This window comes from Acidovorax sp. GW821-FHT09B03 (assembly GCF_059418305.1).
In genome coordinates this window covers 114,587-141,352 of sequence record NZ_JBWKPP010000016.1, presented here as the reverse complement: position 1 = coordinate 141,352, position 26,766 = coordinate 114,587, and the positions used below count along the sequence as shown (strand labels likewise).

Genomic DNA, 26,766 nt, shown 5'->3' with positions numbered 1-26,766 from the left:
GGGGGCTAACGGGGCGCCATGCGCAGGGCGCCATCGAGCCGGATCACCTCCCCGTTGAGGTGTCCGTTGGTCACGATGTGGGCCGCCAGCTCGGCAAACTCCTCGGGCTTGCCCAGGCGTGGCGGGAAGGGGATGCTCGCGGCCAGCGACTGCTGCACGGCCTCGGGCAGCTCCTTCATGAGCGGCGTGGCGAACAGGCCCGGGGCCACGGTGCACACGCGGATGCCGTGCTGCGCCAGGTCGCGCGCCATGGGCAGGGTCATGCCCACCAGCCCGCCCTTGGAGGCGCTGTAGGCCTGCTGGCCCACCTGGCCGTCGAAGGCCGCCACCGAGGCCGTGAACATCATCACGCCGCGCTCGCCGTTGGAAAGGGGGGCCAGCCTGGCGCACGCCGCTGCGAACAGCCGGCTGATGTTGTAGCTGCCGATCAGGTTGATGCCCACCACGCGGGCGAAGTCCTCGAGCGGCGCAGCGCTGCCGTCGCGCTGCACCACACGCTTGGCGCTGCCAATGCCGGCCACGTTCATGAGGATGCGCGCCGGGCCCAGGGCCGCTTCGGCCTGGGCCAGGGCGGCGGCCACGCTCTCGGTCTGGGTGATGTCGCAGGTGCAGGCCACGGCCGTGCCGGCGCCATGCTGGCGGTTGATGCTCTCGGCCACCTGGGTGGCGAGGGCGGTGTTCACGTCGAGCACCGCGACCTTGGCGCCCAGGCGGGCCAGCTCGCGGGCGGTGGCCTCGCCCAGGCCCGATGCGGCGCCGGTGACGAGGGCGGTCTGTCCTTGGATCTGCATGGATGGTTCCTTGGGGGTTGGGCGTCAGGCGTTGGGCACGATGGTGCCGGGGGCGGCGCCGTCGTGCAGGGCCTGCACCAGGGCGTCGCGGTGTTTGAGCACGGCACGCTGGTTGATGGAGCCCTTGTCGGTGATCTCGCCCTTGTCGAGCGAGGGCGGCTCGGCCATCAGCAGTGCGCGCGCCACGCGGCTGGCGCTGCCTGTGGATTCGCGTGCCAGGTGGTCGATGACGGCCTGGATGCGCTGGCGCACGCCGGTGCTGGCGATCACCTCGGCCCAGGGGGCGTCGGCAGCCAGGCCGCTCACCTCGCGGCAGGCGGGCGAGAGGAACAGCAGCGCGCCCACTTCCTTCCTGTTCAGGCCGGTGAGCACCGCGTCCTGGATGTACGGGGCGCCGGCCACGACGATCTTCGCGCGCATCGGGCCCACGCTCACGAAGGTGCCGGTGGAGAGCTTGAAATCCTCGGCGATGCGGCCATCGAAGCGCAGGCCGCGGTGGATGTCGTTGTCGTCGATCCACAGCACCGCGTCGCCGGTGCACAGGTAGCCCTCGTCGTCGAAGGCCTCGCGCGTGGCGGCGTCCGAGCGCCAGTAGCCCGGCGTCACGTTGGGGCCGCGGTAGCGCACCTCGGTCTTGCCGTCCACGTCCACCAGCTTGAGCGTCATGCCCGGCACGGGCGCACCGATGTGGCCCGAGCGCACGTCGGGGCTGTTGCAGAACATCGCCGACGGAGCCGACTCGGTCATCCCCAGGCCTGTGGACATGACGATGCGCTCGCCGAGTTCGGCCTCCTGCGTGGCATGCAGGCTGTCCCAGATGGGCTGGGCCAGGCCGGCGCCCGAGTAGAAGAACATGCGCACCCGCGACAGCAGCGTGCGGCGCAGCACGGCGTCGGTCTTCATCGCCTCGGCGATCATCTCGAAGCCGGTGGGCACGTTGAAGTACACGGTGGGGGCGATCTCGCGCAGGTTGCGCAGCGTTTCTCCGATCAGCGCCGCCGTGGGCTTGCCGTCGTCGATGTAGAGCGTGCCGCCGTGCTGCAGCGTGAGGCCGAAGTTGTGGTTGCTGCCGAAGGTGTGGTTCCAGGGCAGCCAGTCCACCAGCACCGGCGGGGCTTCGGCCAGCACGGGCAGGGACAGGGTGATCTGCTGCAGGTTGGCGCACCACATGCGCTGGGTGTTGATCACCGGCTTGGGCATCTTGGTGGAGCCGCTGGTGAACAGAAACTTCACGATGGTGCCCGGGCCCGTGGCGTGCATGGCCGCATCCACGGCCGGCGTGGCCAGGGTGTTGCGCAGGCTCTGGAAGGTGGTGGCCTTGCGGCCGTCGATGGCGCCCTGGGCGAGCACGATCTCCACGTCCGCCGCCACGGTGGCCTCGATGGCGCGGCCAAAGCGCGCACCATCGGCTGCGAACACCAGGCCGGGCGTCAGCGTGTCCAGCACGTGGCGCAGCTTGTCGTAGTCCTGGCTCACCGTGGCGTAGGCCGGCGACACGGGGCAGTAGGGCACGCCGGCATAGATGCAGCCCAGCGCCATCAGCGCATGCTCCAGGCTGTTCTCGCTGAGCACCACCACCGGGCGCTCGGCGGAGAGCCCCCGGTCCAGCAGCGCCTGGCCGATGCTGCGCGCGGCGTCCAGCGCCTGGGCGTAGCTGATGTGTTGCCAATCGCCGGTGGTGCCGTCGGCCTGCTGCGTGCGGCGTGCCAGGAAGCTGCGCTCGGGCTCCGCCTCGGCCCAGTGCACCAGGTAGTCCGTGACCCGGCGCGCATGGGCGCCCAGGGGCAGGTCGGCCTGCAGGTAGCGCACGCCGGGTGCGCCTTCGCGCAGATTGACGCGGGTGACGCCGAACGGGACCGGGCGGTAGCGCGGCGGCGCGAGGGGAGTGGAGAGATCGCTCATGGGATGGAGGTCCGGCGGTAGGGGGATGGGGGGCTCAGTCTTTGCGCACCTTGGCGGCCCGGCCTTCCAGGAAGTCCGCCAGGCGTGACTTGGCCTCGGGCGCGCTCTGGGCGATCGCGGCCATCATGGCTTCGGTGAAGAAACCCTGGTCGGCCGGCTGCTCGGCGATGCGCGGCAGCGCATGCATCAGCGCGTAGTTGGTCAGCGGCGCGTTCTGCGCCACGCGCCTGGCCAGCTCCAGCGCCTTGGCGAAGGCCTGGCCCTCGGGCACCAGGTACTGGGCGAAGCCGACCTTCTCGCCGTCCTGCGCGTTGTAGACGCGGCCGGTGAGCATCATGTCCGTCATGCGCGCCGCACCGATCAGCTTGGGGATGCGCACCGCGCCGCCACCGCCCACGAAGATGCCGCGCGAGCCCTCGGGCAGCGCATAGAAGGTGGACTCGTCGGCCACGCGGATGTGGCAGGCGCTGGCCAGCTCCAGACCGCCGCCCACCACCGCGCCATGCAGTGCCGCGATCACGGGCACGGGGCCGTACTGCACGCGCTCGAGCGCGGCATGCCACATGCGCGAGTGGTACAGGCCCTGGCCCGCGTCGCGCTCCTTGAGCTCGGACAGGTCGAGCCCGGCGCAGAAATGCGGTCCTTCGCCGTCGATCACCGCGGCACGCACGCCAGCGGGCATGGTCTCGAACAGGTCGCGCAGGGCCAGGATCAGGCCGTCGTTCAAGGCGTTGCGCTTGGCGCTGCGGGTCAGGCGGATGACGGCAACTTCCTGCTCATCGCCGGAGAGCTCGAAATGGATGTCTGGATGGGTCATGGTGGCTTTCGTAATGGATGGATTGTGGTTATAGTTAATAACCAATTCAAGCAAGCCAGCCCGGTTTTTTATTGGTAGTTACCCTTGATCTGCGCCCCCTGCGGTGGTGCATGCTGAAGGGCGGCGCCATGCAAGCCCGGCTCCCATAGGAGACACATATGGACCACGAGAACCTGATCGCCATCGACATCCACACCCACGCCGAGGTGAGCTGCTGGAACCCCTTCGACAACTATGGCGAGGAGTACGACCGCGCCGCCGACAAGTACTTCAAGAACGGCCGGCGCCCGACCATCGCCGAGACGGTGGCCTACTACCGCGAGCAGAAGATCGGCCTGGTGATGTTCACCGTGGATGCCGAGTCCAAGATGGGCCGCCGGCGCATCCCCAACGAGGAGATCGCCGAGGCCGCCAAGGCCAACAGCGACATGATGATGGCCTTCGCCAGCATCGACCCGCACAAGGGCAAGATGGGGGCGCGCGAGGCGCGCCGCCTGATCGAGGAGCACGGCGTCAAGGGCTTCAAGTTCCACCCCACGGTGCAGGGCTACCACCCCTACGACCAGATGGCCTGGCCGATCTACGAGGTGATCGCCGAGTACGGCATGCCCGCCATCTTCCACACCGGCCACAGCGGCATCGGCAGCGGCATGCGCTGCGGCGGCGGCCTGCGCCTGGAATACAGCAACCCCATGCACCTGGATGACGTGGCCATCGACTTCCCCGACATGCAGATCGTCATGGCCCACCCGAGCTTTCCGTGGCAGGACGAGGCGCTCTCGGTCGCCACGCACAAGCCCAACGTCTGGATCGATCTGTCGGGCTGGAGCCCCAAGTACTTTCCCAAGCAGCTGGTGCAGTACGCCAACACCCTGCTCAAGGACCGCATCCTGTTCGGCAGCGACTACCCGCTGATCACGCCCGAGCGCTGGATGAAGGACTTCCAGGAAGCCGGCTTCAAGCCCGAGGTGATGCCCGGCATCCTCAAGGGCAATGCGGTGCGTCTGCTGGGGCTGGACAAGGCCGCCGAGAAGCCCGCTGCGGCCTGACCCGGTGCCTCAGTCGTAGACTTTCTGCAGCAGGCGGATCAGCGTCTTGCGCTCGGTGGCCGTGAGGCGCGCCGTGGCGTCGATTTCCAGCTGGGCCGCGGTCTGCTCGGCCTGATCGCACAGGTCCTCGCCCGCAGGCGTCAGGTGCAGGCCCATCGCGCGCCCGTCGCTCGGGTGCGGGCGGCGCTCGATCAGGCCGCGCCGGTCCAGCGCGGCGATCAGGCCCACCAGGTTGGGTGGCAGCACGCCCAGCGTGGAGCACAGCTGGCGCGAGGTGATGCCAGGGTTGTGCGCCACCAGCGAGAGCACCGAGAAATCCACCACCTTGAGCCCATAGACCGCCATGCGCTCCATGAACACCTCGATGATGGACAGCGACGCCCGGCGCGCGTTGTAGCCCACCAGGGTGCGCAGGTAGCTGTTGTCGACCACGTCGGTGGCGGTGGGTGCGAGGGTGGGGGAGGAAGCGCTGGCCATGGGGTGATGCTGCAGGATGTGGGGAGACTATAGCGTTCAAGCCGGGTTGCGCAGCACGCGGCGGTATTGAACTGCTTCGGCGACATGGCCGACGGCGGTGGCCTCGGCACCCGCCAGGTCGGCAATGGTGCGCGCCACCTTGAGCGCGCGGTGCGTGCTGCGCGCCGACCAGCCCAGGCGCGCGGCCGCCGTGTTGAGGAACTTGGCGGCGGCATCGTCCAGGTGCAGGTGTTCGTCGATCTCCTGGCCCTGCTGCGCCTGGTTGGTCCGGCCCTGGCGCGCCAGGGCCCGGGCCCGTGCCTGCACCACGCGCTCGCGGATGGCGGCACTGGATTCGCCCGGCGGCGCCTTGAGCAACTGGTCCGAGGGCACGGCTGGCACCTCCACATGCAGGTCGATGCGGTCCAGCAGCGGCCCGCTGAGCTTGCCCTGGTAGCGCGCAAGCAAGTATGTTTTGAGCCAATTCGAATGGGTAGAACGGGCATAGCTCTAAACCTACAACTTTTGGGCTAACTAGCGCAGTAGCTCATCAAGCCTTAGCATGCAACGAATTGTTCGTTTCATCCGGAGGTGAAGCTTGTTGGTACCCCGAAACTTGAGAGCCCTTGGACTTATTGCCTTTGGTATGGGGCCAATACTGATAGCTTTTTCAATTCCCGATCTGCTAAATGCTATTAGCAATGGGCAAGAAAGCATCTTGACTGGGGTGTTGGTCGCAGCTCTAGCGGTGACGTGCATTGCGTGCTTTATTACTCTTCTACTGAGTAAGCCACGAGCCCGTAGGATACATACGGTCGAAGGACGATTGCCAACAGTCGGCACACAACCATTGTTCCTTGCAAGTGAAGAAAGCGAGCTTCTTAGTGAGTTGCAGACAATGAGTGGACACAAGCCGATAACTTGCACATACCTCGGCGGAAGTGGGCTAAGTATCAGCAAAAACACTGAAGTTCTGTTAGTACGGCTGTCAGATAGTCTTGTTTTTACGGTTAGCGGTAAAGCGGAGAAGCATTCTCTGCCTTACAACAGGCTTTCCGCTGTGGAAATCACTGGTCCCGGTACAGAAACGACGGACGCGGGGGTATCAGGCGGGGGCTTCGGTTTGGAAGGTTTGGTAAAAGGAGCGGTAGTAGCAGCGACAATAAATGCCCTTACAAAGAGAAGTACAACTAACACCTTCCTGAGAGTATTGTCTTCTGATGCTGAGGCATATTTTCATAGCGCCGCCATTGAGCCATCTGAACTAAAAATGATACTGTCCCCAGCAGTAGTTGCTATAGAAAACCATAGAAGACAAGCCTTGCTTGACAGTGCTCGCAGTGGTTCGATTGGGGACGAAATAGGAAAACTCAATCAATTAAAATTGGATGGGGTAATAAGTCAGGAAGAATTCGCGGCAGCAAAAAAGAGATTATTGAGCGACTAAATGAATCAGCTACTCGAAAACTTGGCAATCGCTGGATACAGGAGCTTTGGTGAAAAGCTTCAATCTTTTGATAGCTTCTCAAAGATTAATCTATTTATAGGGCAGAACAACTCCGGTAAATCAAATATTCTCAGGTTCATCTATGAGGTTGTAGGGGATAGAACGGGATTTAATAATCTGAAATTGGATGGCTATGCGCGACATCTGCCAAATAGCCCTGCAATGCTATACGGGGCAATCGAAAAGCTGATCAAGGGCGATGATGGTCATGCACTCTTGCCGGAGGAACACAGGCTTCAAACTAGGTCTTGGGGGTATGGTCCGTCAACGAATTATCGAACAACGATGGGGCGAATGTTTGAGAATAAAGCCGAGATTGACGAAACCTCTGCCCCATATAACACCATCAATGTGTTAGCGCCGGATTCGTACCCGGAATCTTGGGCGTTGGCAATGACGAAGTTGAATGCCAATCTAAAACAAGATTTCTATGCGCGCATAGTGGGTCATACTAGTCAAAACTTGAGTTTGGTTGATCAACTGCTAACCAAGCATCTCATAAACCCCATCCCTAAAAAGGAAGTAGTCCTAATTCCAGCTATTCGTCAAATTGGAAAGGGTGGGAGTGTCTCCGAGGAATTTAATGGGGATGGTATAATTGAACGTCTCGCAAAGCTGCAAAATCCGGATGGAATTAACCAGCAAAGCAGAGTTTTATTCAAAAAAATAACCGAATTCGTGAGGTCAGTTCTTGAGAGTCCTAGCGCGACCATAGAGATACCGTATAAGCGAGACACAATCATGATACATATGGGCGGCAAGGTGCTGCCCATAGAATCTCTAGGATCAGGAATTCATGAGGTGGTAATATTGGCTGCAGCCGCGACAGTTCTAGATAAGAAAATCGTCTGTGTCGAAGAGCCCGAGCTGCATCTAAATCCCATTCTTCAGAAAAAACTCATTCGTTATCTGAAGAAGGAAACTAACAACCAATATTTCATTACGACCCACTCTGCGGCATTAATGGATGTGGAAGACACTGAAATATATCATGTTACTCTGAAGGACGGAGCGTCCAAAGTGCATCGCGTGACTTCAAATCATGATAGGCGTGCGATATGTGATGACCTGGGGTACCATCCTTCAGACTTGCTTCAATGCAATTCCATAATATGGGTTGAAGGCCCTTCAGACAGAATATATATAAATCACTGGATGGAATCCGTCAGGCCTGGGCTCATCGAGGGAATACATTACAGTGTGATGTTTTATGGTGGTGCATTATCCGCACACCTATCCAATAAGAGTTATGGTGATCCACTGAAAGAGTTTGTGGAGCTACAGTACTTAAATCAACGTGGTGTTATCGTAATGGATAGCGATAGGCCAAGGGCGGGCGCAGATATAGGTGCCACTAAGAAACGGCTGATTGAAGAGTTTTCAAATGTTTCCGGATATGCTTGGCTGACGGCTGGTCGTGAGGTCGAGAACTACATTGAACCAGCACATCTAGAAAAAGCAATTGGCAAAATTCATCCAAAGTCAGTACAGGTGGGAGGGTATGATAGGTACTCAAACACAATGACAATAAAGGGCCGTACTAACATTTCCCAAGCCGACAAAGTGGAGGTCGCACGGTATATTGTAGAAAAGTACCCTGCAAACCTGAACATTTACGATCTGCAGAAAAGAATGACCGAGCTAGTGGCGTTCATAGAGAAATCTAATGCGGGCTCACTGCTGTAAGCTTCGGGATGGGATGGCTCGATATTTGACCCTATTCCTTCTGCGAGTTTCGAACCCTCGGGCAGGGTGTGGATGTCTGAGAGCCTTGCATCGGGGGGGCTGCAAATAGTCGATTCTGCAAGCAAAATAAATTGACCGGCGACGTCAGATCATTTTGATTAGCACGAATCTTATATCGGGTGGGAATCTCAAAGAGCCTATAAATTGCTGCGGAATTAAAGCCTTCGGCATTTCACGCTGGATGTAAAAGGTCTAGAATTTCAATCAGAAAAAATTCCTCTGGATTTCGCTTAAACTAAAAATTACAGCCTTTGTGCTGGACCGCCTATTGGTAGTCTCTGACAAGGTCTCTGCAAGATAAAACAACGGATGCTTTTCGTATTCCCCTCGGGAAAGTTCGCCTAGACATGAATCCACACAACAAATAGTGGTTCATACTAAGCGCGCGGACTTCTGGAAGCGAGCCAGAAAATCGGCGCGCTGCGCCGCGCGCGAAATGGTGATGTGGCCGGTTTCCAGGGGTTCGCGCAGCGCCTCGAACGCAGCCCTGGTGAACTCGGGAAATTCGTCGAGAAAAAGCACGCCATGGTGCGCCAGCGAGATCTCGCCAGGCCGTGGCGGCGAACCTCCCCCCACCAGCGCCACGGCACTGGCCGTGTGATGGGGTTGCCCCGTGGGTCGCAGGCCCCAGCGTTCGGGGCTGAAGCGGCCGGCCAGGCTGGAGATGGCAGCGCTCTCCAGTGCCTCCTGCACAGTCATGGGTGGCCGCAGGCCGGCACAGCGCTGTGCGAGCATGGACTTGCCCGAGCCGGGGGGCCGGCTATCAACAAGTCATGGCCTTTTATTCCCGTGCGTTTGCGGATTTTTTTAGAGGTTGCTTTGATCGCGGCGCTACATCTGCTCCCTGGAGCAGCATGGGGGTGAGGGCCGCCTACATGGCTTCTGCGCGTGTCTTAAATTTCTTGCCTCCTTACATTTCTTCATATAAGTTACTTTCAAAGGTACTACTTGAGGTGAGCGCATGAAAGTTTGTGTCGATCCGGGTCATGGGATGAGCAACCGCCAAAAGGGTGTCTTCGACCCTGGAGCCACGCACTTGGAGGATGGCTTCTTGTTTAGGGAGGCGGACATTGCGCTCCGATATGGGCTTTCCTTAAAGGACGTCTTTAGGGAGATGGGCGTGTCGGTGTTCATGACTCGTGATGATGATGGTGATCATGCTCCTGTTGGTAGACGAGCACAAATGGCGATGGACGCTGGCTGTGATGCGTTGATTTCTATCCATCTCAACGACTATGACGATGATAAGGCGAATGGCCTAGAGGTTCTTTATAAAGGTGAGAATGGGACTCTCGCAAAGGAGGTCCACGACGCACTTGTTAAGGTGACCCAATTGCGTCCACGTGGAATAGTTTTGCGAGAGGATCTAGCCGTTTTGAAGTTCAATGGCCCTGCCGTTCTTATAGAACTAGGCTTCATTGCGAACGACATTGATCGTGACGTGCTGCTGAATACTCAGAAGAGAGATGAGATAAATCGAGTAATTGCTGCTGTAATAGTTGGGTTCTTGAATGCTTAGCCTCAAAATTATTATCACGTCGCGTTTTAATACAAATTTGTTTTGTTATTCGCGGCATTTTTTTGCTAGGGCAATGGCATGCTTGTGTTTTTTTGCCATATGCGGAACTGCTACTGCTCAGGCCGTTGGGGAGCCTGCGACTGCACGGGTGAATGAAGCTCCAACGGCACAGACTAATTCAATACAAAGGCTCACACCTACTGGCGGAGACTCGGGAGAGGATCCGTTTGCGATAAAGCGGATATTGACACGTTTTGAATTTTGGACCTGCCTGATGGTGTTTCTGTTTGGAGCGGTAGTCATAGCGGCGCAGTTTTTTTTGCTCAAAAAGAAAGATTTTGATGCTAATGATCTACTAAAAGTTTTTGGCATTACTCTTATTGTTGTCGGAACTTTGTTTTTGATCTCAACTGGGCGTAGCGACCAGCAAATTGCGCCGGCGATGGGTTTATTTGGTACGCTGGCCGGATATTTGTTGGGTAAAGCTACGACCGCTCAGAAAGCTCCTAAGGAGAAGAATGCGAAGAATATCGTAGCTCGTGGTGAAAAAGGTGCTGAAGTATGAGGCGGAAAAATATTGCGTTGTTAATTCTCCTGGCGTCTTCATCTTCAGCCTATTGCCAAGCAGGCTCGGCTGACTTTCCTGTGCTTGCGCCGGAAGAAGTCTACATATTGAACTCTAGCACCGGAAATACTCTTAGTTTTCTGCTGTGGGCAAATACATGCCGGCGTCCCAGCGATGAAACATTGAAGCCAGGACACTCGGGATCTTATACTTGCGAAAGAGCAACGACGTTCTACCTGAAAATAGTTACCGAAAATGGCAAGGGGCCTATTCCAGTCTTGGCCAATTTGACCCCTCGAAAGAGATATGAGATTTATTGGGCCCCCAATGAGGCTTGGAACGTACGGGAGCTTCGGTGAGGGGCCACAACATCGCGGCGCTCGCGTGCGACATCCCTCCGCGTGCCACCGTCTTCACAGGTCAATGCGCTTTTCTGTCGAAGGTCTGGCATGATATGGACTGGTGTAAAATACTGTTGTTTTATACAGTGAGGCCATGCCCATGCTTGACTCCCATCCTCATGATAGGCCGTCATCGGACGTCCCCGATGATGGACACCATGACTGGCGTTTGATGTTCAACCTCAAACCCGTTGACGTGCACGCAGAACTAGGTGCATACGAGCACTTGTGGTTGCAGGACAAGAGCACTGTGAAGAGGATGGCAGAATTGTTCAGTGCCAATCCTCAAGCGCTTCCCTCAGATCTCGTTGATTTCAGCACCGCGCTCGACACTGCCCAAGAGGTGATGAGCTACCTCGCTACCAAAGGAATCTCAGATTTTGGTGTCAGGGTACATGGGGCCGACGAATACCCAGATAGTCTGCGTGATGCGTTGGAACCCATTGAGGTTCTCTACTTCCAGGGTGATTGGGATTTAGTGGAATCTCCAAAACGTGTCGCCGTTGTGGGAACAAGGAGCGTTTCAAAAGAGGGTGCTGCACGTACTCGGAGGTTAGTACGAGCTTTGGTTGAGCATGACTTCACCGTCGTTTCTGGTCTGGCCAAAGGTGTTGATACTATTGCGCATACTACCGCGATAGAGGCAGGTGGACGAACTATCGCGGTTATTGGAACGCCCATTGGGGAATTTTATCCGAAAGAAAATGAAAGTTTGCAGAGGCGAATTGCTTCGGATTATCTTCTGATCAGTCAGGTGCCGCTTCTCCGATATAGGAAGCAAGATTATAGAATGAATAGATTCTTCTTTCCGGAAAGAAATAAGACAATGTCGGCACTTACAAATGCAACTATCATTGTAGAAGCGAGTGAGACTTCCGGTACATTGATTCAAGCTACAGCTGCGTTGAATCAAAATAGAAAATTGTTCATTCTTGAGAGCAATTTTCACAATGAAAGCATAACGTGGCCTGCCAAATTTGAGCGCCAAGGGGCAATCCGCGTTCGTGAGTTTGATGATATTTTGATAAACTTGCAATGAATGATCGATTTAAGCTTGTTGGGCCCATCGAGCGTCAGCAGCATTTTCATTTGAATCAAGGGAATACTTGCTATTTCTTTGGCGACTATACGCCGCATGAATATACAAATGGTGAGCGAGCTAGATTTTCTGAAACAAATCAGTTTATTGGGAATTTGAAGAAGTCCGTGGCGCGAAAAGATTTTCCCGACTGGAGATATAAGCTTGCTGCCATTGATACAGCTTCGCTGAGGCTATATAGAGCCTTTAAATGGGATGCGCCAGGAATGCAAACAGCAACATTTGTTCCTATGCCGCCTTCAAAAGTGAAAGGAGACCCCCTTCATGATGATCGAATGCTTCAAATACTGAGAAAATTGAGCAATAGGCTTACATTTGGTCTTGATGTAAGGGAGCTACTTATTTCTGACGGCAGCTTGCGCGCGAGTCATGAAAATATTGATAGGCCATCCCCTATTACAATTCAGCGGTCCCTTTCGATAGATAATGCCGTGGCTGGACATCCCCCTATGCCAAGCGCATTTTATATTTTTGACGATGTGCTAACAACGGGTGCGCATTTTATCGCAGCATCAAATCTCGTTGGCGCTAGGTTCCCCGGCGTTCCGATATATGGATTCTTCTTTGCTCGTACGGTGCGACCAAGCGTGTCTTTCGATTTTGTCGAGTGACTTCCATTGAGTGACTAGCGATAATTTGCTCATAGAAAATCAGCTTCCAATCCTTCCAGTCCTCCCAGCTTAGGAGCAGATCCTTCAGCCTGTCCGCAATCAGAGCTCTAAATATTCCTCTTTTGACCGGCGCCTCTTGCTGCAATTCAGACGTCGAGTGCAGACGCCTGTAGCTTGCCAAGCTGAGCAAATCGTCTGCAGCAGGCGGAAAGTCCGAAGACTAGTGCGAGCGGGCAGGGACTCGTCGTTTGAACCGAGTTAGCCTCGTGATGCTCAGCCAATCGTACCGGGCGCCGTAGCGCTACAAAATGACGAATTTGCGCGCCTTTGACGCATGCATCTTATGGCTGAGACTAAGTCCGATGTCATTGCTCACTTGCGTGGAAAATCGATCGGTTTTTCCAGTAGGGATGAAATGAAACCGTTAATCGTTGTCTCTCCGCCGCCCAAATTATTATAAACGCCAACAACTCGAGGGGCTATAGATGTCTTGGCATCGTAAATTTTCGCTTTAATTGAAGCCAGGGCGAGTATTGAATTTTGAATTGTGGATTCACTGACTTCGCCAGGCATTGGAATCAAACCTGAAATCTCCGAGCCACTTACCCCTAATGTTTGAACAACTAGCGTTCCAGAAACCTGTTGGGCTTTTGCGGCAGCGCCTATTGCAAACAAGTTACCTAAATCCACTGTCCCCTTCTTAACATAGATGCTAGCGGTAAGGCGCAAGCCTACACCAATGTACACGGGGACAATTGCGTTACCTTTGCCTTTATCTACAAGAGTGGCAATTCGATTGCCTTTAGTATCCTTTTCAGAGAGTGCAACGGAAAATGATTCAGTTCCAAACTTGATATAGTCGAGAACCACAACATAGTTGTTCCCTTCTACACCAATTTTCGCAGGACCAAAATTTATTCCTCCGTCTCCAGACACAGATCCCACCGCTATTCGGATTGTCTCATCTGACATCAATTCAAATGCTTTTGCCCTATCTACACCAACCACTACGGGTAGAGGATCGAGCGGGTGATACCCGTAGCTGCTAGCCTTTTTAGGTTCCCCGAGCGTGTCTGGCACAGTGAATTGGGTAGCACAGCCACCGAGGGCAAAAATCATGAGCAAAAGAAGAAATCGTTGCACTACCAGCCTCCATTTGTAATTTGGTGTAACTTTGAAGGTATTTGAAAATGCATGGACCTGCAAGTTTTTTTTGGCAATCGCAGACCATGACAGCAAAATTGTGGGGTGACGCATATGTAGGTCAGTACACCTCCCCACTTGCGGGATGGGCGCTGGTGGCATCCAAGACAATTCCTGCATGATCTAACTGCACTCACCACGTCCAGGGCGCAGCTCGCCCGACAGCGAGAGTTCGCCCGCGAATTCATGGTCCGCTAGGCGGCTGCCGTCGATCTGCCCGCTGGCGGCGAGGATGCCCAGGGCGATGGGCAAGTCGAAGCGGCCCGAATCCTTGGGAAGGTCGGCCGGCGCCAGGTTCACCGTGATGCGCTTGTTGTGGGGAAACTCCAGCCGGCGTTCTGCAGCGCCGAGCGCACGCGCTCGCGGGCCTCCTTGACCTCCACCTCGGCCAGTCCCACCAGGGTGAAGCTGGGCAGGCCGTTGGCCAGGTGCACTTCAACGGTGACGGCGGGCGCCTGCAGCCCCAGAAGGGCGCGGCTTTGCACCAAAGCAAGACTCATGGACGACTTTCTCCCCAGATGGGTGCGTTTTATGGTGCACTGGCGTGAAATGTTTCACGATCGCACCATGGTGGTGCGCGCCTGCAATCCCCTCAACCCTCACTTTAATAGGGAATCCCCATCTGTCCCGGCCCCGGGCGAATTGCGTGGCGATGGCGCATGGCACGGTCCATGCTTAAAGCGCTTGTCCCTACTTTGTCCAACCGGAGGAAACATGACCCGCGCATCCATCAAGTTCCTGGGCGCTGCCCTTGTCGCAACCCTGCCTCTGCTGGCCAGCGCCCAGCTGACGGGCAACGTCAGCCTGACCACCAACTACAAGTTCCGTGGCCAGGACCAGGATGCCTCCAAGGTCAAGGCGGTCAAGCCCGCCATCCAGGGCGGCTTCGACTACGCCTTCGGCGAATCCGGTTTCTATGTCGGCAACTGGAACTCCAGCGTCGACTGGCTCTCGGGCAACTCCATCGAGTCCGACATCTACGGCGGCTACAAGTTCAAGGCCGGCTCCGTCGACCTGGACGTGGGCCTCCTGACCTACATCTACCCCGGCAACAGCAACGGCAACACCACCGAAGTCTATGGCGCGGCCACCTTCGGCCCCGTGACGGCCAAGTACTCGCACACCCTGTCCAAGGATTACTTCGCCTACGCCGGTCCCGGCTTCAAGGGCCGCAACACCGGCTACCTGAACCTGGCGTTCTCCCAGGAAGTGGCGCCCAAGATCACTGCCAAGGCCTCGGTGGGCTACACGCGCTTCGGTGGCGACATCGCTGCCCCCAACTACCTGGACTACAGCGTCGGCGGTGCCTACGACTTCGGTTCGGGCCTGTCGCTGGGTGCTGCCGTGGTCGGTGCCAACAAGAAGGACTACTTCGGTCCCGTCAACAAGTCGCGCGTGATCGTCACGCTGACCAAAACCCTGTAAATCTTTGAGGGGCGCATGGTGCGCCCCTTCCCGGAGGAACCAAAAATGAAAATGGTGACAGCCATCATCAAACCCTTCAAGCTCGACGAGGTGCGTGAAGCCCTGTCGGACATCGGGGTCCAGGGGATTACGGTGACCGAAGTCAAGGGTTTCGGACGCCAGAAGGGCCACACGGAGTTGTACCGCGGCGCAGAGTACGTGGTCGACTTCCTGCCCAAGGTCAAGATCGAAGCCGCCGTGGCGGACGAGCTGGTGGATCGCGTGATCGAGGCCATCGAGGCCGCTGCCCGCACCGGCAAGATCGGCGACGGCAAGATTTTCGTGACGCACCTCGAGCAGGTGGTGCGCATCCGCACCGGCGAAACCGGCAAGGAAGCCCTCTAAAGGGTACGCCGCATCACACACAAGAGAAAAGAGCCATGAAAAAACTGCTTGCTTCCTGCATTCTGGGGCTGAGCCTGCTGTCCATCGGTGGACTGTCGCTGGCCCAGGCGCCTGCCGCCGACGCTGCGGCGTCCGCGCCGGCTGCCGCCGCGCCCGTTGCTGCCGCCCCCGCTGCGGCGGCACCTGCTCCTGCAGCCGCCGCCTCCGAGGCTGCTCCCGCTGCCGCTGCAGCCCCCGTACCCAAGGTCGACTCCGGCGATACCGCCTGGATGCTGACCTCCACGCTGCTGGTCATCCTGATGACCATCCCCGGCCTGGCCCTGTTCTACGGCGGCCTGGGCCGTTCCAAGAACATGCTGTCCGTGTTGATGCAGGTCTTCGTGGTCTTCTCGCTGATTTCGCTGCTGTGGGCCATCTATGGCTACAGCCTGGCGTTCTCGGGTGAAGGCAAGTTCTTCGGCGGCCTGGACAAGATCTTCCTCAAGGGCGTGACCCAGGAAACCTTCGGTGCCCTGATCACCATCCCCGAGTACGTGTTCATCGCCTTCCAGGGCACGTTCGCGGCCATCACCGTGGCCCTGATCGTCGGGTCCTTCGCCGAGCGCATCAAGTTCTCCGCCGTGCTGATCTTCTCGGTGCTGTGGTTCACCTTCAGCTACGTGCCCATGGCCCACATCGTGTGGGGCGGCGGCCTGCTGGGTGCCGACGGCGCGCTGGACTTCGCCGGTGGTACGGTGGTGCACATCAACGCCGGTATCGCTGGCCTGGTGGGTGCCTACATGGTGGGCAAGCGCATCGGCTTCGGCAAGGAAGCCCTGACGCCCCACAGCCTGACGCTGACCATGGTGGGTGCCTCGCTGCTGTGGGTGGGCTGGTTCGGCTTCAACGCCGGTTCCGCCGGTGCCGCCAACGCCGGTGCCGGCCTGGCCTTCGTGAACACCGTGCTGGCCACTGCCGCTGCCACGCTGAGCTGGATCGCCGGCGAAGCGCTGCACAAGGGCAAGGCCTCGTCGCTGGGTGCTGCCTCGGGTGCCGTGGCCGGTCTGGTGGCGGTGACGCCTGCTGCCGGTTTCGTGGGCCCCATGGGTTCCATCGTGCTGGGCCTGATCGCCGGTATCGTCTGCCTGTGGGGTGTGGGTGGCCTGAAGCGCCTGCTCAACGTGGACGACGCATTCGACGTGTTCGGCGTGCACGGCGTGGGCGGCATCCTGGGTGCCATCCTGACCGGTGTGTTCGCTTCGCAGAGCCTGGGTGGCACGGGCGGCCTGACGCCTGACACCTTCGCCATGGGCGCCCAAGTGTGGATCCAGGTCAAGAGCGTGCTGTTCACCATCGTGTGGTCCGGCGTCGTGGCCTTCATCTCCTACAAGATCGCTGACCTGCTGGTGGGCCTGCGTGTCTCGGAAGAATCCGAGCGCGAAGGTCTGGACATCACGTCCCACGGCGAAACGGCCTACAACCGTTGATGGTGATGGGATAGGCCCAGGGCTGCGGTGTCTGGTGGCGCCGCAGCCGGGTCTCTCCCGAATTTTGAGTCTGGTTTTTCTGCGAGAGTCTCCTCGGAATCCTCCTGGGATCCCTTGGCCCGCCACCCGGCGGGCTTCTTTTTGAGCAACCCGCCTTTCGGCGGGTTTTTCATTGGCGGGTTGCGCGGGGCCCAGCGCCCATCGCGGGCCTCACGCTGGCCGTTCAAAAAATTCACGGCCACGCCAGGTGCCCTGGCAGGGTGCAGCCGCTACGATGCACGGCATGGATTTCGCCCTTTCCCAGATCACCGAACGCGTGCGCGCCGCTGCTGCCGACCAGACCCCTTTGCGCATCCGCGGCGGCGGCAGCAAGGACTTCCACGGCCTGGCGCTGCATGGCGAGGTGCTGGACACCCGGGTGCTCAGGGGCATCGTCGACTACGAGCCGAGCGAACTGGTGGTCACCGTGCGCAGCGGCACGCCGCTGGCCGAGCTGGAAGCGGCCCTGGCCGCCCAGGGCCAATGCCTGCCGTTCGAGCCCCCGCATTTCGGTGCGCAGCCGCAGGCCGCCACGGTCGGCGGCATGGTGGCGGCCGGCCTCTCGGGTCCGGCGCGGGCCAGCGTGGGCGCCGTGCGCGACTACCTGCTGGGCGTGGTGCTGCTCAACGGCCGGGCCGAGTTGCTGACCTTTGGCGGCCAGGTCATGAAGAACGTGGCAGGCTACGACGTACCGCGCCTCGTGGCCGGCTCCTGGGGCACGCTGGGCCTGCTGACCGAGGTCAGCCTCAAGGTGCTGCCGGTGGCGCCTGCCGAGGCCACGCTGCGCTTCGCATGCGGGCAGGACGAGGCGCTGCGCCGCCTGCATGCCTGGGGCGGTCAGCCCCTGCCCCTCAATGCCAGTCGCTGGCAGGATGATGCGCTGCACCTGCGCCTGCGCGGCGCCGTGGCCGCCGTGGAGGCCGCCTGCCGCAGCATGGGCGGCGAGCGCCTGGAGGGTGCCGCCGTGGCCGCCGACTGGAGCGCCTGCCGCGACCAGTCCCTGCCCTGGTTTGCCGCGCGTGCGCCCGGGCAGGCGCTGTGGCGCCTGTCGCTGCCGGCCACCGCGCCCGCGATGGCCCTGCCCGGTGGTGGGCAACCCCTGGTCGAATGGCATGGGGCGCTGCGCTGGGTGCAGGCGCCCGAATCCGCAGGCGATGCGCTGCGCGAAGCGGCGCGGTCCGTGGGTGGCAGCGCGGCGATGTTCCGCGCGCCCGCGGCGCGCGAGCCCGGCGGCGCGGGGCATGCACCCCTGCCATCGCGGGCCCTGGAGCAGATCCATGGGCGCCTCAAGCACAGCTTCGATCCGGCCGGCATCTTCAATCCCGGGCGCATGGCGGCGGGCTGGTAGGGCCGAGCCGATCCGTCGGCCGCGGCCGAACCCTTCAACTGTCAGGCATGCACCATGCAAACCCAACTGTCCCCTGAATACCGCGCCCGCGCCGATGGCCAGCAGGCCGAGGCCATCCTGCGCAAGTGCGTGCACTGCGGCTTCTGCACCGCCACCTGTCCCACCTACCAGCTGCTGGGCGACGAACTCGACGGCCCGCGCGGCCGCATCTACTTGATCAAGCAGGTGCTCGAGGGGCAGGCGCCCACGCGTGCCACCCAGATGCACCTGGACCGCTGCCTGACCTGCCGCAACTGCGAAAGCACCTGCCCGAGCGGTGTGCAGTATGGCCACCTGGTGGACATCGGCCGCAAGATCGTGGACGAGAAGGTGCCACGCCCCCTGGGCGAGAAGGCCCTGCGCTGGGCACTCAAGGAAGGCCTGCCCTCGCCCCTGTTCGCCCCGGCGATGAAGGCCGGGCAGATGCTGCGCGGCCTGTTGCCCGCGGCCCTCAAGGCCAAGGTGCCGGCGCCGCAGAACCCGGGCGCCTGGCCCACGGGGCAGCATGCGCGCAAGGTGCTCATGCTGGCCGGCTGCGTGCAGCCCGCGATGATGCCCGGCATCAACACCGCCACGGCGCGCGTGCTCGATGCCGCGGGCATACAGACCCTGGTGGCGCCCGAGGCGGGCTGCTGCGGTGCCGTCAAGTTCCACCTCAACGACCAGGAGGGCGGCAAGGTTCAGATGCGCGCCAACATCGATGCCTGGTGGCCGCTGGTCGAGGCGGGCGGGGTGGAGTGCATCGTCATGAACGCCTCGGGCTGCGGCGTCACCGTCAAGGAGTACGGCCACATCCTCCAGGACGACACGCAGTACGCGGCCAAGGCGGCGCGCATCAGCGCGCTCACACGCGACCTGTCCGAGTTGCTGCCGGACCTGCTGCCCGAGCTGGCCGAACGCCTGGCGGGGCGCGTCAGGCTGCCGGACGGCGTGCAGTACGCCTACCACCCCCCCTGCACGCTGCAGCACGGGCAAAAACTGCGCGGCGGTGTGGAGACGCAGCTCGCCAAGCTGGGCTTCACGCTGCGCGTGGCGCGCAACGAGTCGCACCTGTGCTGCGGCTCGGCCGGCACCTACTCGGTGCTCAACCCCGGCCTGTCGTACCAGTTGCGCGACCGCAAGCTCGGGGCCCTGGGCGAGGCCTTTGGCGGGCAGCCGCCCGCGGCCATCCTCTCGGCCAACATCGGCTGCATCACGCACCTGCAAAGCGGCACGGCGACCCCCGTGCGCCACTGGATCGAGGTGCTGGACGAAGCCATCGCCGCAGGGCGTTGAAGCGGCGATGGCGCGCCGGCCGGATGGTCGGCCAGGGCCCGCATTAGGCGCCAGGCGCCAAGGCTGGCATGATTGAGGGTTTTCTTGCCTCCTTCCCTTTTCCGCTACGCCATGACCGACAACGTGCCAGAACAAGAACAGAAGATCGCCGCGCCCGCCGCCGCTGCCCCCACGGCAGGCCAGGCCGCATCGGCCGCGCCCGCCGTGGCCGATGCCGGGGAGGGCGCCACCACTGCGCCTGCCGACAAGGCCCGGCGCAACCGCGGCGGCCGGGGTGGTCGCAGCAGCAACAACAACGGCAATGGCCAGCGCGGCGCACGCCAGCGTGCCCCGGAGGCGGCTGCCCAGGCCGCAGACGGCGCACCAGCGGGCCCGTCGGGCCAGCGCACGCCGCCGCGCACCCACCCTGTGCTGGAGCAGCTGGCCGGCCTGTACCCGCAGCTCTTTGGCGCGGTGTTCCGCCCGCTCAAGCGCGGCATCTTCCAGGACCTGCAGGCGGCCCACCCCGAGCTGTTCGAGCGCGAAGCGCTCAAGGTGGCACTGGGCATCCACACCCGTTCCACCCGCTACCTGCAGAGCGTGGCCGCAGGCGACAAGCGCCATGACCTGGCGGGCCAGCCGGTGGAGGCCATGGCCCCGGAGCATGTGCACCATGCGCTGCTGGAGGTCTACCGCCGCCGAAAGAACAACAAGGCCCGCGCCACCGAAGACCTGTTGCCCAAGCTGCGCAACCGCATGGTCCAGGCCTTCGAAGCCTCGGGCCTGACGCGCGAGGCCTATACCGAGCTGGTGTCCGGCCGCGACGATGAGGCCAATGCCCTGCTCGAAGAGGCCTTTGCCGAGTGGTCGGCACGCAATGCCCGCGACGAAGCCCTGCTGCGCGCCTTCGAGGCCAGCGGCCAGACCCTGGAAGCCTTTGCCGACATGTACGGCATGGCGGCCCGGGCCGTGGGCCAGACGCTGGAGCGCGCCCGCCGCTACCGCGCCGTGGTGGTGGTCGCCGCAGCGGCTGCTGCCACGGCCCCCGCGGCCGATTGAGCCGGGGCGCCGCGAAGGCGCCTGCGGCTTCCCTGGGGGCTGCTGCTGACACTGCAGTGGCAGCAGCCATTGCAGGGCCTCGAACGGCACTCTTTCCCCTCGCACTTGGTTGCAATTTGTCCCCGGTGGCGCCATCCTGCTGACACCAGGTTGTCAGCAGCAGGCCGGCACCATCGGGGCTCATTACAACCAATGAGAGAGAGAAATCCGCATGCCACCCGTTTCTGAAAAGATTCGTGCCTTCCGCGTTGCCGGCATTGCCGTGCGCACCCGCAACAGCGACGAGATGAACCCCGAGACCTCCCGCATTGGCGGTCTGTGGGACCGCTTCTTCAGCGAGAGCTGGGAGCACAAGCTGCCGCGCCCGGGGGCGGACGGCCGCATCTTCGGCGTCTACAGCGCCTATGAATCCAACGAGCATGGCGCCTTCGACGTCACGGCGGGCGTGGATGCCCCCGAGGGCGCGGACATCGCGGGCGGGGCCACGACGGTGGAGATCGAGGCGGGCGACTACCTGGTGTTCCACGGCCAGGGCACCATGCCGCAGATGGTGATCGATGCCTGGCGCGAGGTCTGGCGCTACTTCGGCGAGAACCCGCAGATCAGGCGCCGCTTCACCACCGACTTCGAGGCCTACGCCGGCCCCGACCGCGTGGCCATCCACATCGGCGTCTAGGCCGCTGCACCGCTGCTGCCATGGCCACTACCTCCTGGCGCGAGAAGCTTGCCGGCTATCGGCACCTGCCGCAGGTCAAGCCCATCCCCGAGCCCCAGCGCGCACGCCTGGGCGAGGGGCGCATGCTGGTGCCCTCGCCGCTCGACGTGGATGCCGCCATGCGCCGTGTTCCCGCAGGGCGCTGGACCACGGTGCGGGCCCTGGCGGCGGACATGGCCCAGGCGCAGGGCGCCGATGTGGGCTGCGTGGTCACCACCGGCATCTTCGCCACACTGGTGGCGCGCGCTGCCGACGAGGCCGAGCAGCTGGCAGAGGCCCAGGGCGCTGGCGCCGAGCAGCCGGACGGCACGCCGTATTGGCGCACGCTCAAGGCCGACGGCAGCCTGAACCCCAAGTACCCGGGCGGCGTGGAGCGCCAGATGCAGCGGCTCGAGGCCGAAGGCCATGTGATCGAGCAGCAGGGCCGCTTGCTGCGCGTGCAGGACCCGGCGGTCCCAGCCCCCGTCCCGCGCCCACGCCGCCGTGGCGCGTCTGCAGGCTAAAGGCCTGTCCGTCTTCATTCCTTTTGCGTCTTTTATTCCGGACCTTTTTCATGCGCCGTGCCGACCGCCTGTTCCAGATCGTCCAGCTCATCCGCGGTCGGCGCCTGTCCACTGCGGCCTTTCTGGCCGAGCGGCTGGAGGTGTCGCAGCGCACCATCTACCGCGACGTGGCCGACCTGCAGCACCAGGGCGTGCCCATCGAGGGCGAGGCGGGCGTGGGTTACCGCCTGGGAGCGGGTTTCGACCTGCCGCCGCTGATGTTCAGCCAGGGCGAGGCGAACGCCCTGGTGGCCGCCGCGCGGCTGGCCCAGGCCTGGCTCGATGCCGGGTTGGCGCGCGAGGTGGAAGGGGCTTTGGGCAAGATCCTCTCGGTGCTGCCACCCGAGGCGCGGGTGGCCGCGGAGTCGCAGGCGCTCTATGCGCCTTCAGTGGGCCTGGGGCCGCGGGCCCAGGCCACCCTGCAGACGCTGCGCGAGGCGGTGCACAGCTGCCATGTGGTGCAGATCGACTATGCCGACGTGCAGGGGCGGCCCAGCGTGCGCCGCCTGCGGCCCCTGGGCTGCTTCTACTGGGGCAAGGTCTGGACGCTGTCGGCCTGGTGCGAATTGCGCGAAGACTTCCGGGGTTTCCGCATCGACCGCATCGCCGAGCTCACCGTGCTGCCCGAGCGCTTCCGCCAGGAGCCAGGCAAGACCCTGGCCGACATGCTGCGCCAGGTGGAGGCGGAGATGGCCTCCCGCCCCCCTTCCTTGAACGATGAGGCGCCCTGCGCATGACGGAAGTCACTTACTACGTGGCCGCAACGCTGGACGGCTTCATTGCCGGACCGGGCGGCGAGCTCGACTGGCTGCATCCCTTCGAACAGGCTGGCACCGACTACGGTCTGGCGGGGTTCATGGCCGGGGTGGATGGCCTCGCCATGGGGCGCAGCACCTATGCCGTGGCCCGCTCTTTCGGCGAATGGCCCTATGGCGAGCGGCCGGCCTGGGTGCTCAGCCACCAGCAAGCGCCTGCGGAGGGGACGCTGCCGCCCAGCGTGCGCTGGGGTGCCGCGCAGCCGCAGCAGTTGGTGGCGCAGTGGGTGGAACAAGGGCTGCGGCAGGTCTGGCTGGTGGGCGGCGGCCAGTTGGCAGGGCAGTTCCTGCGCGCAGGGCTGGTGGACCACCTGATGCTGGCCACCATTCCCGTGACGCTGGGGGCGGGCCTGCCGCTGTGGGGCGTGCCGCAGGCCATGGCGCGGCAGCATTGGGCGCTGCGGGCGCACCAGGCCTATCCGAACGGCGTTCTGACCCAGCACTTCAAACGGGTGCGCAGCGCTGCTGCGTCCGGCTGATCAGCCTGCTGCGCCTGGCTGGGCCAGCGCACTGCGGTAGCGCCGGCTGCACGGCACGGTGCTGCCATCTTTCATGCGCAGGCGGGCGTCGCCGCTGTCCAGTGGCTCGATCTCGGCCACCGCGTCCAGGTTGACGGCATAGCTGCGGTGCACGCGCACGAAGCGCGCCGGGTCCAGCTGCGTGAGGAAGTCCGCCAGGGTGGAACGCACCAGGTAGTCGTGCCCGTTGACGTGCAGGCCTACATAGTTGGCCTCGGCCTGCAGCCAGGCGATGTCGCTGGCGGCGATCAGGAATTCGCGGCGCAGCTTGCGCACCAGGAAGCGTTCGGGGCGTGAGGTCGGCGGGGGCGGTGGCGGTTCGTGCGCCGCCGGTCCGGTGGCGCACGGCGGCCCCACCGGGGTGGCGGGGGATTCTTCGGGCCGGTCCAGCACCCGGGCCTCGCCCTGCAGCCGCAGCAGCAGAAAGCGATAGCCCACCAGGCTGCTGACGATAAGCGCATAGGTGCGCACGTCCTTGAGGTACTCGTAGCCCCACTGCGCCCACCACGGGCCACTCAGCCGGTATTCTGCGCCCATGCTGGCATAGGCCAGGTGCCGCAGGGCCATCATTCCGGCCAGGTGGATGCTGCAGTAGGCCACGCTGCCCACCAGGTGCCAGGGCAGGTGGCGGCGCAGCGTGTCCCAGTGCAGTGGAAAGCGTCGCTCGAAGGCCACGATGGCGGGGATCAGCAGCCCCACCACCAGCACGCTCGACAGCTCCCACAGCGCTGGCTCCCAGGCGGCAACCGGCCGCCCGGCCGAACGCAGGTCGATCAGCGTCACCACGCTGTTGAACGCCGCCTGCACCAGCAGCAGGACCGTCCAGAACGCCACCTCGGCGCTGCGGCGCAGGGGGCGGTAGCGTTCGGGCCAAGGCAGGGTGGGCGGCGACATGGCGCAAGTGTAGGCAGGACGCGCAAAGCCGGTGCCCGGGCCCATCCCTGCCGGCCACCGTTCGTCCCAAAAGGGGTGGTTCCGGTCCCGCGGCGGCGCACCGTGGCCCCGAGGCGGCCGAGCATGGGCCCATGACTGCTCCATCCCACCCCACCTCCCGGCGCCACGACATCGATGCCCTGCGCGCCCTGGCCTTTGCCCTGGTCATCGTCTACCACGTTGCCATGTACTACGTGGCCGACTGGCACTGGCACCTCAAGAGCCCGCATGCGGCCGAATGGCTGCAGGCGCCCATGCGGGCGCTGAACCTGTGGCGCATGGACCTGGTGTTCCTGGTCTCGGGCCTGGCGTTCGGCCTGGTGCGCCGAGGCCAGACCGTTGCCGGGATCGTCCGGGTGCGCAGCTGGCGCCTGCTGCTGCCGCTGGCGTTCGGCATGGCCGTGGTGGTTCCCTACCAGCCCTATGCACAGGGCGTGGCCAACGGGCTCATCGCCCCGGGCTTCGGTGCCTTCCTGCTGCGCTACTACGGCGGCAGCACCTGGCCGGCCGGGGCTTTCGATGGCTGGGAGGCCGGGGTCACCTGGAACCACCTGTGGTACCTGGCCTACCTGTGGGCGTACACCCTGGTGCTGGCCCTGTTGCTGCCCTGGCTGGAGTCGGCTGCCGGCCAGCGGCTGCGCCAGGCCTTCACGGGCCTGCGGGGCTCGGCGCTGTTGGCCGTGCCCGTGCTGCCGCTGGCGCTGTACTCGGTACTGCTGTGGCGGCATTTCCCGCCCACGCACGACCTCATCCACGATGCCTGGCTGCATGCGGTGTACTTCACGCTGTTCCTGTACGGCTACTGGATCGGGCTCGATGCCGGCCTGTGGGCCGAGCTGGTGCGCCTGCGCTGGCGCACCCTGGCCGGGGCGCTGCTTGTGCTGGTGCTGTTCACCGCGCTGCGTGGCGTGGCCGTGCAGCAGGGCGGCTGGCTGGCGCGGACCGCCGTGCGCGTGCTGGCCGACCTGTACCTGTGGAGCATGCTGCTGGCCATCCTGGGCTGGGCCCACCACCGGCTCAACCGGCCCTGGCCCTGGCTGCGCTGGGCCCAGGAGGCGATCTACCCCTGGTATGTGCTGCACCAGACCGCGATCATCGTGCTGGTGGTGGCCCTGGCGCGGTGGCAGCTCGGCCCGGTGCTGGAGCCGCTGGTCCTGCTGGCCGGCACGGTGCTGGCGTGTTGGGCTGTCACCGCCGTGGTGCAGCGTGTGGGATGGCTGCGGCCACTGTTCGGGCTGCCGAAGAAAGGGGCGGGTGCCCGCACGCCGGCGGAGGGGCCCTCCCCGGGCTTGCCGCAGATGCCGTGAGGCGATGGATGCCGGGATGGCGCGATACTGGTGGCATGGATTCCCCCATCCCACCCGATCTTGCCGCGCTGTCACGGGTGCGCCCTGCCACCGCGGCGGACGCTCCGGCGCTGGCCGCCCTGTGGCGGCGGGCCTGGGCTTCGGCCAATCCGTCCGTGGCTGGGGTCGCGCCCCTGGCGCATTGGCTCACGCGGGTGCAGGCCGAGTTCGGTCCGCCGTGCCTCACGCTGGTGGGGGAGCAGGGCGGAACCACCGTGGCCTTCCTGGTGCTGGAGATGCAGGCGTCGCACCTGCACCAGCTGTTCGTCGACCCCGGCGTGCAAGGGGGTGGCATCGGCGCTGCCCTGGTGGCCCGGGTGTGCGCGCTCTGCCCGCAGGGCTGGTCGCTGCATGTGGCCAGCAGCAACCTGCGGGCGCGCCGCTTCTACACACGCTGCGGCTTGCAGGAGCACGGGCACGACCGCCACCCGACCACGGGCCGCGAACGCGTGCTCTGCCGCTGGCAGCCCAGGGCTGAACCTTAGAACCTGCTGTCAGGCCAACGCCGCCTCGATGTCGCCCGCCAGCTTCTTGGGCGCGTCCTGCGGGGCATAGCGGCGGATGACCTTGCCATCCTTGCCCACCAGGAACTTCGTGAAATTCCACTTGATGGCCTTGCTTCCCAAGAGCCCTGGCGCCTCGGCCGTGAGCCATTGGTACAGGGGTGATGCATTGGCCCCGTTGACGTCGATCTTGGCCATCATCGGAAAGCTCACGCCGTAGTTGAGCTGGCAGAAGCTGGCGATCTCGTCGTTGCTGCCCGGGTCCTGGCTGCCGAACTGGTTGCAGGGAAAGCCCAGCACCACCAGTCCCTTGTCGCCATACGCCTTGTGCAGCTCTTCAAGCCCGCCGAACTGCGGCGTGAACCCGCAGGCACTGGCCGTGTTGACGATGAGCATCACCTGGCCCTGGTACTGCGCGAGCGGCACGCTCTGGCCATTCATCTGCTGGGCTTCGAAATCGTAGATGCTGTCGGGCATGCAGGGCTCCTTGGTGGCTGAAGAAGTCCATGGTAGCCGCTGCGCGGCTTGTTCGCCTGTCTGCATCGCTCTCACGCGGGATCACTGAGGGCGCAATCTATGCAGATGCGCAGCCCAAGCCAGTGCCACCGTGCAAGGGCCGCCCCGCCGCACGGGTGGCGTCCCCTCCCGCATCGCGCAGCGATACGGGAGAGGGGGCTGAGTGCCGCGGCTCCAAGCCTGCCTGCGCAGGCTTGG

At 62.5% G+C, this 26,766-nt stretch carries 26 protein-coding genes and 3 pseudogenes; 19 read left to right on the top strand and 10 right to left on the bottom strand.

All coding sequences use genetic code 11. The features are described 5' to 3' along the window. Positions 1–5: 5 nt before the first annotated feature. Genes AC07PA_RS24470 through AC07PA_RS24460 form a run of 3 tightly spaced genes read right to left on the bottom strand, consistent with a single transcriptional unit; the run spans position 6 to position 3,510 of the window. Positions 6–791 (bottom strand): SDR family NAD(P)-dependent oxidoreductase, encoded by a 786-nt coding sequence (locus AC07PA_RS24470; RefSeq protein WP_494608934.1) that lies wholly within the window; start codon positions 789–791, stop codon positions 6–8. A 24-nt stretch (positions 792–815) separates the two neighbouring features. Further along, a complete protein-coding gene (locus AC07PA_RS24465) occupies positions 816–2,693 on the bottom strand; it encodes a feruloyl-CoA synthase (protein WP_494608935.1) in 1,878 nt (625 codons plus the stop codon). Between the two features lie 34 nt (positions 2,694–2,727). After that, positions 2,728–3,510 carry a crotonase/enoyl-CoA hydratase family protein gene (locus tag AC07PA_RS24460; RefSeq protein ID WP_007849359.1) on the bottom strand — a complete coding sequence of 261 codons (783 nt, stop codon included), beginning with the start codon at positions 3,508–3,510 and terminating at the stop codon, positions 2,728–2,730. A 158-nt stretch (positions 3,511–3,668) separates the two neighbouring features. Between AC07PA_RS24460 and AC07PA_RS24455 the strand changes: the two genes are divergently transcribed. After that, positions 3,669–4,559 (top strand): 4-hydroxyphenyl-beta-ketoacyl-CoA hydrolase, encoded by an 891-nt coding sequence (locus AC07PA_RS24455; RefSeq protein WP_007849358.1) that lies wholly within the window; start codon positions 3,669–3,671, stop codon positions 4,557–4,559. A gap of 9 nt (positions 4,560–4,568) precedes the next feature. On the opposite strand, the gene AC07PA_RS24450 is transcribed toward AC07PA_RS24455, so the two are convergent. Further along, complete coding sequence (locus AC07PA_RS24450; RefSeq protein WP_007849356.1) at positions 4,569–5,036, bottom strand: MarR family winged helix-turn-helix transcriptional regulator; 468 nt, start codon at positions 5,034–5,036, stop codon at positions 4,569–4,571. A 36-nt stretch (positions 5,037–5,072) separates the two neighbouring features. Continuing rightward, positions 5,073–5,480, bottom strand: a pseudogene (locus AC07PA_RS24445) (magnesium chelatase subunit ChlI family protein); the annotation flags it as partial. Positions 5,481–5,913: 433 nt separating this feature from the next. Between AC07PA_RS24445 and AC07PA_RS24440 the strand changes: the two are divergent. Both AC07PA_RS24440 and AC07PA_RS24435 read left to right on the top strand, forming a co-directional pair. Then, a complete protein-coding gene (locus tag AC07PA_RS24440; RefSeq protein ID WP_494608936.1) occupies positions 5,914–6,462 on the top strand; it encodes an SHOCT domain-containing protein in 549 nt (182 codons plus the stop codon). Beyond that, a complete protein-coding gene (locus tag AC07PA_RS24435; RefSeq protein WP_494608937.1) occupies positions 6,463–8,208 on the top strand; it encodes an ATP-dependent nuclease in 1,746 nt (581 codons plus the stop codon). Between the two features lie 438 nt (positions 8,209–8,646). On the opposite strand, the pseudogene AC07PA_RS24430 reads toward AC07PA_RS24435, so the two are convergent. After that, positions 8,647–9,047 (bottom strand): annotated as a pseudogene (locus tag AC07PA_RS24430) (ATP-binding protein); the annotation flags it as partial. A gap of 182 nt (positions 9,048–9,229) precedes the next feature. Here AC07PA_RS24430 and AC07PA_RS24425 point away from each other — a divergent pair. From AC07PA_RS24425 to AC07PA_RS24410, 4 genes are all read left to right on the top strand, one after another. Then, positions 9,230–9,787, top strand: coding sequence for an N-acetylmuramoyl-L-alanine amidase family protein (locus tag AC07PA_RS24425; protein WP_494608939.1), 558 nt, complete (start codon positions 9,230–9,232; stop codon positions 9,785–9,787). After that, positions 9,780–10,352: a hypothetical protein gene (locus AC07PA_RS24420; protein ID WP_494608940.1), complete on the top strand. Its 573-nt coding sequence runs from the start codon at positions 9,780–9,782 to the stop codon at positions 10,350–10,352. Before AC07PA_RS24425 ends, AC07PA_RS24420 begins: the two co-directional genes overlap by 8 nt. 495 nt (positions 10,353–10,847) lie before the next feature. Next, positions 10,848–11,792 (top strand): DNA-processing protein DprA, encoded by a 945-nt coding sequence (locus AC07PA_RS24415; RefSeq protein WP_494608941.1) that lies wholly within the window; start codon positions 10,848–10,850, stop codon positions 11,790–11,792. After that, entirely contained in the window at positions 11,789–12,463 is a 675-nt protein-coding gene (locus AC07PA_RS24410; protein WP_494608942.1) for a hypothetical protein, read from the top strand. Before AC07PA_RS24415 ends, AC07PA_RS24410 begins: the two co-directional genes overlap by 4 nt. Before the next feature lie 372 nt (positions 12,464–12,835). Here the strand turns inward: AC07PA_RS24410 and AC07PA_RS24405 are convergent, their stop codons facing one another. After that, positions 12,836–13,720: a hypothetical protein gene (locus tag AC07PA_RS24405; protein ID WP_494608943.1), complete on the bottom strand. Its 885-nt coding sequence runs from the start codon at positions 13,718–13,720 to the stop codon at positions 12,836–12,838. An 81-nt stretch (positions 13,721–13,801) separates the two neighbouring features. Then, a pseudogene (locus tag AC07PA_RS24400) lies at positions 13,802–14,166 on the bottom strand (magnesium chelatase domain-containing protein); the annotation flags it as partial. A gap of 214 nt (positions 14,167–14,380) precedes the next feature. Between AC07PA_RS24400 and AC07PA_RS24395 the strand changes: the two are divergent. The 10 genes from AC07PA_RS24395 (at position 14,381) to AC07PA_RS24350 (ending at position 23,231) form a co-directional block, all read left to right on the top strand. Beyond that, positions 14,381–15,091, top strand: a complete 711-nt coding sequence (locus AC07PA_RS24395; protein ID WP_494608944.1) for a TorF family putative porin — start codon at positions 14,381–14,383, stop codon at positions 15,089–15,091. Between the two features lie 45 nt (positions 15,092–15,136). Further along, positions 15,137–15,475, top strand: a complete 339-nt coding sequence (glnK, locus tag AC07PA_RS24390) for a P-II family nitrogen regulator (protein ID WP_007851823.1) — start codon at positions 15,137–15,139, stop codon at positions 15,473–15,475. 35 nt (positions 15,476–15,510) lie between these two features. After that, a complete protein-coding gene (locus AC07PA_RS24385; RefSeq protein ID WP_494608945.1) occupies positions 15,511–16,941 on the top strand; it encodes an ammonium transporter in 1,431 nt (476 codons plus the stop codon). A gap of 274 nt (positions 16,942–17,215) precedes the next feature. Continuing rightward, positions 17,216–18,328 carry a glycolate oxidase subunit GlcE gene (glcE, locus tag AC07PA_RS24380; protein ID WP_494608946.1) on the top strand — a complete coding sequence of 371 codons (1,113 nt, stop codon included), beginning with the start codon at positions 17,216–17,218 and terminating at the stop codon, positions 18,326–18,328. Between the two features lie 54 nt (positions 18,329–18,382). Beyond that, a complete protein-coding gene (gene glcF / locus AC07PA_RS24375) occupies positions 18,383–19,642 on the top strand; it encodes a glycolate oxidase subunit GlcF (RefSeq protein WP_494608948.1) in 1,260 nt (419 codons plus the stop codon). Between the two features lie 111 nt (positions 19,643–19,753). Further along, complete coding sequence (locus AC07PA_RS24370) at positions 19,754–20,680, top strand: ProQ/FINO family protein (RefSeq protein WP_494608949.1); 927 nt, start codon at positions 19,754–19,756, stop codon at positions 20,678–20,680. Between the two features lie 211 nt (positions 20,681–20,891). Continuing rightward, on the top strand, positions 20,892–21,356 hold the full coding sequence (locus AC07PA_RS24365; protein ID WP_494608950.1) for a GyrI-like domain-containing protein: 465 nt from the start codon (positions 20,892–20,894) through the stop codon (positions 21,354–21,356). Between the two features lie 20 nt (positions 21,357–21,376). Further along, positions 21,377–21,898 (top strand): MGMT family protein, encoded by a 522-nt coding sequence (locus AC07PA_RS24360; protein ID WP_494608951.1) that lies wholly within the window; start codon positions 21,377–21,379, stop codon positions 21,896–21,898. Positions 21,899–21,948: 50 nt separating this feature from the next. Then, the gene (locus AC07PA_RS24355; RefSeq protein WP_007850560.1) at positions 21,949–22,674 is read left to right on the top strand and encodes a helix-turn-helix transcriptional regulator; all 726 of its coding nucleotides are present in this window, start codon (positions 21,949–21,951) and stop codon (positions 22,672–22,674) included. Then, complete coding sequence (locus AC07PA_RS24350; RefSeq protein WP_494608952.1) at positions 22,671–23,231, top strand: dihydrofolate reductase family protein; 561 nt, start codon at positions 22,671–22,673, stop codon at positions 23,229–23,231. Before AC07PA_RS24355 ends, AC07PA_RS24350 begins: the two co-directional genes overlap by 4 nt. On the opposite strand, the gene AC07PA_RS24345 is transcribed toward AC07PA_RS24350, so the two are convergent. Then, positions 23,232–24,164 (bottom strand): LytTR family DNA-binding domain-containing protein, encoded by a 933-nt coding sequence (locus AC07PA_RS24345; protein ID WP_494608953.1) that lies wholly within the window; start codon positions 24,162–24,164, stop codon positions 23,232–23,234. A 131-nt stretch (positions 24,165–24,295) separates the two neighbouring features. On the opposite strand from AC07PA_RS24345, the gene AC07PA_RS24340 reads away from it, so the two are divergent. Together AC07PA_RS24340 and AC07PA_RS24335 are read left to right on the top strand one after the other, a co-directional pair. After that, positions 24,296–25,510 (top strand): acyltransferase family protein, encoded by a 1,215-nt coding sequence (locus tag AC07PA_RS24340; protein ID WP_494608954.1) that lies wholly within the window; start codon positions 24,296–24,298, stop codon positions 25,508–25,510. 35 nt (positions 25,511–25,545) lie between these two features. Then, positions 25,546–26,034, top strand: coding sequence for a GNAT family N-acetyltransferase (locus AC07PA_RS24335; RefSeq protein ID WP_494608955.1), 489 nt, complete (start codon positions 25,546–25,548; stop codon positions 26,032–26,034). A gap of 9 nt (positions 26,035–26,043) precedes the next feature. Here the strand turns inward: AC07PA_RS24335 and AC07PA_RS24330 are convergent, their stop codons facing one another. After that, positions 26,044–26,529: a glutathione peroxidase gene (locus AC07PA_RS24330; protein WP_494608956.1), complete on the bottom strand. Its 486-nt coding sequence runs from the start codon at positions 26,527–26,529 to the stop codon at positions 26,044–26,046. Positions 26,530–26,766: the final 237 nt, after the last annotated feature.

Excerpts from the sequence above, each read along its gene's own strand:
- AC07PA_RS24470 (WP_494608934.1), bottom strand. The coding sequence starts at position 791 with ATGCAGATCCAAGGACAGACCGCCCTCGTCACCGGCGCCGCATCGGGC.
- AC07PA_RS24465 (WP_494608935.1), bottom strand. The coding sequence starts at position 2,693 with ATGAGCGATCTCTCCACTCCCCTCGCGCCGCCGCGCTACCGCCCGGTC.
- AC07PA_RS24460 (WP_007849359.1), bottom strand. The coding sequence starts at position 3,510 with ATGACCCATCCAGACATCCATTTCGAGCTCTCCGGCGATGAGCAGGAA.
- AC07PA_RS24455 (WP_007849358.1), top strand. The coding sequence starts at position 3,669 with ATGGACCACGAGAACCTGATCGCCATCGACATCCACACCCACGCCGAG.
- AC07PA_RS24450 (WP_007849356.1), bottom strand. The coding sequence starts at position 5,036 with ATGGCCAGCGCTTCCTCCCCCACCCTCGCACCCACCGCCACCGACGTG.
- AC07PA_RS24440 (WP_494608936.1), top strand. The coding sequence starts at position 5,914 with ATGAGTGGACACAAGCCGATAACTTGCACATACCTCGGCGGAAGTGGG.
- AC07PA_RS24435 (WP_494608937.1), top strand. The coding sequence starts at position 6,463 with ATGAATCAGCTACTCGAAAACTTGGCAATCGCTGGATACAGGAGCTTT.
- AC07PA_RS24425 (WP_494608939.1), top strand. The coding sequence starts at position 9,230 with ATGAAAGTTTGTGTCGATCCGGGTCATGGGATGAGCAACCGCCAAAAG.
- AC07PA_RS24420 (WP_494608940.1), top strand. The coding sequence starts at position 9,780 with ATGCTTAGCCTCAAAATTATTATCACGTCGCGTTTTAATACAAATTTG.
- AC07PA_RS24415 (WP_494608941.1), top strand. The coding sequence starts at position 10,848 with ATGCCCATGCTTGACTCCCATCCTCATGATAGGCCGTCATCGGACGTC.
- AC07PA_RS24410 (WP_494608942.1), top strand. The coding sequence starts at position 11,789 with ATGAATGATCGATTTAAGCTTGTTGGGCCCATCGAGCGTCAGCAGCAT.
- AC07PA_RS24405 (WP_494608943.1), bottom strand. The coding sequence starts at position 13,720 with ATGCGTCACCCCACAATTTTGCTGTCATGGTCTGCGATTGCCAAAAAA.
- AC07PA_RS24395 (WP_494608944.1), top strand. The coding sequence starts at position 14,381 with ATGACCCGCGCATCCATCAAGTTCCTGGGCGCTGCCCTTGTCGCAACC.
- glnK (WP_007851823.1), top strand. The coding sequence starts at position 15,137 with ATGAAAATGGTGACAGCCATCATCAAACCCTTCAAGCTCGACGAGGTG.
- AC07PA_RS24385 (WP_494608945.1), top strand. The coding sequence starts at position 15,511 with ATGAAAAAACTGCTTGCTTCCTGCATTCTGGGGCTGAGCCTGCTGTCC.
- glcE (WP_494608946.1), top strand. The coding sequence starts at position 17,216 with ATGCACGGCATGGATTTCGCCCTTTCCCAGATCACCGAACGCGTGCGC.
- glcF (WP_494608948.1), top strand. The coding sequence starts at position 18,383 with ATGCAAACCCAACTGTCCCCTGAATACCGCGCCCGCGCCGATGGCCAG.
- AC07PA_RS24370 (WP_494608949.1), top strand. The coding sequence starts at position 19,754 with ATGACCGACAACGTGCCAGAACAAGAACAGAAGATCGCCGCGCCCGCC.
- AC07PA_RS24365 (WP_494608950.1), top strand. The coding sequence starts at position 20,892 with ATGCCACCCGTTTCTGAAAAGATTCGTGCCTTCCGCGTTGCCGGCATT.
- AC07PA_RS24360 (WP_494608951.1), top strand. The coding sequence starts at position 21,377 with ATGGCCACTACCTCCTGGCGCGAGAAGCTTGCCGGCTATCGGCACCTG.
- AC07PA_RS24355 (WP_007850560.1), top strand. The coding sequence starts at position 21,949 with ATGCGCCGTGCCGACCGCCTGTTCCAGATCGTCCAGCTCATCCGCGGT.
- AC07PA_RS24350 (WP_494608952.1), top strand. The coding sequence starts at position 22,671 with ATGACGGAAGTCACTTACTACGTGGCCGCAACGCTGGACGGCTTCATT.
- AC07PA_RS24345 (WP_494608953.1), bottom strand. The coding sequence starts at position 24,164 with ATGTCGCCGCCCACCCTGCCTTGGCCCGAACGCTACCGCCCCCTGCGC.
- AC07PA_RS24340 (WP_494608954.1), top strand. The coding sequence starts at position 24,296 with ATGACTGCTCCATCCCACCCCACCTCCCGGCGCCACGACATCGATGCC.
- AC07PA_RS24335 (WP_494608955.1), top strand. The coding sequence starts at position 25,546 with ATGGATTCCCCCATCCCACCCGATCTTGCCGCGCTGTCACGGGTGCGC.
- AC07PA_RS24330 (WP_494608956.1), bottom strand. The coding sequence starts at position 26,529 with ATGCCCGACAGCATCTACGATTTCGAAGCCCAGCAGATGAATGGCCAG.